Origin of the sequence: Lactococcus taiwanensis, from assembly GCF_014905395.1 — a bacterium.
Lineage (GTDB): Bacteria > Bacillota > Bacilli > Lactobacillales > Streptococcaceae > Lactococcus > Lactococcus taiwanensis.
The window spans coordinates 1-5135 of sequence record NZ_BNDT01000011.1 but is presented as its reverse complement, the minus strand read 5'-3'; the positions used below and the strand labels follow the sequence as shown (position 1 = coordinate 5135).

Sequence of the window (5135 nt, the reverse complement as noted above, 5' to 3'; positions counted from 1 at the left end):
ACTTGGCCACTCGCCTATCTCCCAGGGGGCAACCCCCAAGTACTTCCGCCGTAGATGGACTTAACTTCTGTGTTCGACATGGGAACAGGTGTATCTCCATCGCAATGATGACCAAATCATTAAATGTTACCTTGAACATTCAAAACTAAATAACAATTCTTCTAACTCATAAACCTTAAGCATTTTATATTTGACTCTTTGGTAAAGTCCTCGAGCGATTAGTACTGGTCCGCTCCACGTCTCGCAACGCTCCCACTTCCAGCCTATCTACCAGATCATCTCTCTGGGCTCTTAATTCTTACGAATGGGTAATCTCATCTTGAGGTGGGCTTCGCACTTAGATGCTTTCAGCGCTTATCCCTTCCCTACATAGCTATCCAGCCGTGCTCCTGGCGGAACAACTGGTACACCAGCGGTAAGTCCATCCCGGTCCTCTCGTACTAAGGACAGATCCTCTCAAATTACCTACGCCCGCGACGGATAGGGACCGAACTGTCTCACGACGTTCTGAACCCAGCTCGCGTGCCGCTTTAATGGGCGAACAGCCCAACCCTTGGGACCGACTACAGCCCCAGGATGCGACGAGCCGACATCGAGGTGCCAAACCTCCCCGTCGATGTGAACTCTTGGGGGAGATAAGCCTGTTATCCCCAGGGTAGCTTTTATCCGTTGAGCGATGGCCCTTCCATGCGGTACCACCGGATCACTAAGTCCTAGTTTCCTACCTGCTCGAGTTGTAGCTCTCGCAGTCAAGCTGGCTTTTACCTTTACACTCTACGATTGATTTCCAACCAATCTGAGCCAACCTTTGAGCGCCTCCGTTACTCTTTAGGAGGCGACCGCCCCAGTCAAACTGTCCGTCAGACACTGTCTCCCTGGCCGATTATGCCAGCGGGTTAGAGTAACCATAAGTCAAGGGTAGTATCCCAACAACGCCTCAATAGAAACTAGCGTCCCTATTTCAATGGCTCCTACCTATCCTGTACATGACTTACAGGTACTCAATATCAAACTACAGTAAAGCTCCATGGGGTCTTTCCGTCCTGTCGCGGGTAACCTGCATCTTCACAGGTACTAAAATTTCACCGAGTCTCTCGTTGAGACAGTGCCCAAATCATTACGCCTTTCGTGCGGGTCGGAACTTACCCGACAAGGAATTTCGCTACCTTAGGACCGTTATAGTTACGGCCGCCGTTTACTGGGGCTTCAATTCATACCTTCGACTTACGTCTAAGCACTCCTCTTAACCTTCCAGCACCGGGCAGGCGTCACCCCCTATACATCACCTTGCGGTTTAGCAGAGAGCTGTGTTTTTGATAAACAGTTGCTTGGGCCTATTCACTGCGGCTGGCTTTTACACCAGCACCCCTTCTCCCGAAGTTACGGGGCTATTTTGCCGAGTTCCTTAACGAGAGTTCTCTCGATCACCTGAGGCTACTCGCCTCGACTACCTGTGTCGGTTTGCGGTACGGGTAGATATGACTTTACGCTAGAAGCTTTTCTTGGCAGTGTGACATCACGGAGTTCGCAACCGTAGTTGCTTCCCCATCACAGCTCAATGTTAAAGAGAAATGCATTTGACACATCTCACACCTCACTGCTTAGACCAGAATCCATTAACTGGCATCCGTTAGCCTACTGCGTCCCTCCATCACGATCATATCTAGTACTGGAATATCAACCAGTTGTCCATCGACTACGCCTTTCGGCCTCGCCTTAGGTCCCGACTAACCCAGGGCGGACGAGCCTTCCCCTGGAAACCTTAGTCTTACGGTGGATAAGATTCTCACTTATCTTGCGCTACTCATACCGGCATTCTCACTTCTTAACGCTCCAGCACTCCTCACGGTATACCTTCATCGCGGTTAAGAACGCTCTCCTACCATTGATAAAATATCAATCCAAAGCTTCGGTAATATGTTTAGCCCCGGTACATTTTCGGCGCAGGGTCACTCGACTAGTGAGCTATTACGCACTCTTTGAATGATAGCTGCTTCTGAGCTAACATCCTAGTTGTCTGTGCAACCCCACATCCTTTTCCACTTAACATATATTTTGGGACCTTAGCTGTTGGTCTGGGCTGTTTCCCTTTCGACTACGGATCTTAGCACTCGCAGTCTGACTGCCGAACATGTGTATTAGCATTCGGAGTTTATCTGAGATTGGTAATCCGAGATGGACCCCTCACCCAAACAGTGCTCTACCTCCAATACACTTACATTTCGACGCTAGCCCTAAAGCTATTTCGGAGAGAACCAGCTATCTCCCAGTTCGTTTGGAATTTCTCCGCTATCCACAAGTCATCCAAACACTTTTCAACGTGTCCTGGTTCGGGCCTCCAGTGCGTCTTACCACACCTTCACCCTGCTCATGGATAGGTCACTAGGTTTCGGGTCTACATCATGATACTAAGTCGCCCTATTCAGACTCGGTTTCCCTACGGCTCCGTCTCTTCAACTTAACCTCGCATCATAACGTAACTCGCCGGTTCATTCTACAAAAGGCACGCTCTCACCCATTAACGGGCTCGAACTTCTTGTAGGCACACGGTTTCAGGTGCTATTTCACTCCCCTCTCGGGGTTCTTTTCACCTTTCCCTCACGGTACTGGTTCACTATCGGTCACTAAGGAGTATTTAGGGTTGGGAGATGGTCCTCCCGGATTCAAACTGGATTTCGCGTGTCCAGCCCTACTCAGGATACTGCTAGGTATAAGCGCTATTTCGTCTACGGGATTATTACCCTCTTTGATTAACCTTCCCAGGTTATTCGACTATAATGCTTAAGTCCACGTTGCAGTCCTACAACCCCAAGAAGCAAGCTTCTTGGTTTGCCCTTCTTCGCGTTCGCTCGCCGCTACTTACGAAATCGTTTTTACTTTCTCTTCCTGCAGGTACTTAGATGTTTCAGTTCTCTGCGTTACCTTCACGTAAGCTATGTATTCACTTACGGATAACTGCTAGTAGCAGCTGGGTTTCCCCATTCGGAAACCTAGGGATCAATGCGTACTTACTGCTCCCCCTAGAATATCGTCGTTAGTCACGTCCTTCATCGGCTCTTAGTGCCAAGGCATCCACCGTGCGCCCTTATTAACTTTGCCATGATGATTTAAATCATCGTTTTTCAAGTATAAGTTTGTAAATTCTTTAAAATTCACAGCTTTTCGGTTTATTTATCGTTATTAGATATTGTTATTTAGTTTTCAATGTTCAAGTTTGAAACTTTCGTTTCAATGGAGCCTAGCGGGATCGAACCGCTGACCTCCTGCGTGCAAAGCAGGCGCTCTCCCAGCTGAGCTAAGGCCCCACAATCAAGAAGTTGATTCTTGTGTAGGTTTTTTACTAAACCCCTCAAAACTGAATAAAGTTGAATGCTCACTCTTGTATATATTCCTTAGAAAGGAGGTGATCCAGCCGCACCTTCCGATACGGCTACCTTGTTACGACTTCACCCCAGTCATCGGTCTTACCTTAGGTAGCGCCCTCCTTGCGGTTAGGCAACCAACTTCGGGTACTCCCAACTCCCGTGGTGTGACGGGCGGTGTGTACAAGGCCCGGGAACGTATTCACCGCGGCGTGCTGATCCGCGATTACTAGCGATTCCGACTTCATGTAGGCGAGTTGCAGCCTACAATCCGAACTGAGAATGGTTTTAAGAGATTAGCTAAACATCACTGTCTCGCGACTCGTTGTACCATCCATTGTAGCACGTGTGTAGCCCAGGTCATAAGGGGCATGATGATTTGACGTCATCCCCACCTTCCTCCGGTTTATCACCGGCAGTCTCGTTAGAGTGCCCAACTTAATGATGGCAACTAACAATAGGGGTTGCGCTCGTTGCGGGACTTAACCCAACATCTCACGACACGAGCTGACGACAACCATGCACCACCTGTATCCCGTGTCCCGAAGGAACTTCCTATCTCTAGGAATAGCACGAGTATGTCAAGACCTGGTAAGGTTCTTCGCGTTGCTTCGAATTAAACCACATGCTCCACCGCTTGTGCGGGCCCCCGTCAATTCCTTTGAGTTTCAACCTTGCGGTCGTACTCCCCAGGCGGAGTGCTTATTGCGTTAGCTGCGATACAGAGAACTTATAGCTCCCTACATCTAGCACTCATCGTTTACGGCGTGGACTACCAGGGTATCTAATCCTGTTTGCTCCCCACGCTTTCGAGCCTCAGTGTCAGTTACAGGCCAGAGAGCCGCTTTCGCCACCGGTGTTCCTCCATATATCTACGCATTTCACCGCTACACATGGAATTCCACTCTCCTCTCCTGCACTCAAGTCTACCAGTTTCCAATGCATACAATGGTTGAGCCACTGCCTTTTACACCAGACTTAATAAACCACCTGCGCTCGCTTTACGCCCAATAAATCCGGACAACGCTCGGGACCTACGTATTACCGCGGCTGCTGGCACGTAGTTAGCCGTCCCTTTCTGGTTAGATACCGTCACACAAGGAGCTTTCCACTCTCCTCGTCGTTCTTCTCTAACAACAGAGTTTTACGATCCGAAAACCTTCTTCACTCACGCGGCGTTGCTCGGTCAGACTTTCGTCCATTGCCGAAGATTCCCTACTGCTGCCTCCCGTAGGAGTTTGGGCCGTGTCTCAGTCCCAATGTGGCCGATCACCCTCTCAGGTCGGCTATGTATCATCGCCTTGGTGAGCCTTTACCTCACCAACTAGCTAATACAACGCGGGATCATCTTTGAGTGATGCAATTGCATCTTTCAAACTTAAAACTTATGTTTAAAGCTATTATGCGGTATTAGCATTCGTTTCCAAATGTTGTCCCCCGCTCAAAGGCAGATTCCCCACGCGTTACTCACCCGTTCGCTGCTCATCCAATCGGTACAAGTACCAATCTTCAGCGCTCAACTTGCATGTATTAGGCACGCCGCCAGCGTTCGTCCTGAGCCAGGATCAAACTCTCAAATAAAGTATTTAAGTCACCGAAGTGACTGGCTTGTCTTTCATTATTGATTGACAGATTTTTGATGTATTGCTACATCACATGAGTCATTCTTCTTTATTCAGTTTTCAATGGTCTAGCTCGCTTCAAGACCCTCGTCTCTCGCGACAACTATTATATTCTATCAAACCTAACTCCCCTTGTCAAGAATAAACTGTG

General features: G+C 48.7%; 1 tRNA gene and 3 rRNA genes. All 4 read right to left on the bottom strand.

What is annotated here, in order from left to right:
* Window positions 1–116, bottom strand: a 5S ribosomal RNA gene (gene rrf / locus JKP71_RS09455).
* A gap of 82 nt (window positions 117–198) precedes the next feature.
* Window positions 199–3099 (bottom strand): 23S ribosomal RNA (locus JKP71_RS09450).
* A gap of 133 nt (window positions 3100–3232) precedes the next feature.
* Window positions 3233–3305, bottom strand: a tRNA-Ala gene (locus JKP71_RS09445).
* Window positions 3306–3396: 91 nt separating this feature from the next.
* Window positions 3397–4943 (bottom strand): 16S ribosomal RNA (locus tag JKP71_RS09440).
* The 16S, 23S and 5S rRNA genes sit together here with 1 tRNA gene alongside, the layout of an rRNA operon.
* Window positions 4944–5135 lie beyond the last annotated feature (192 nt).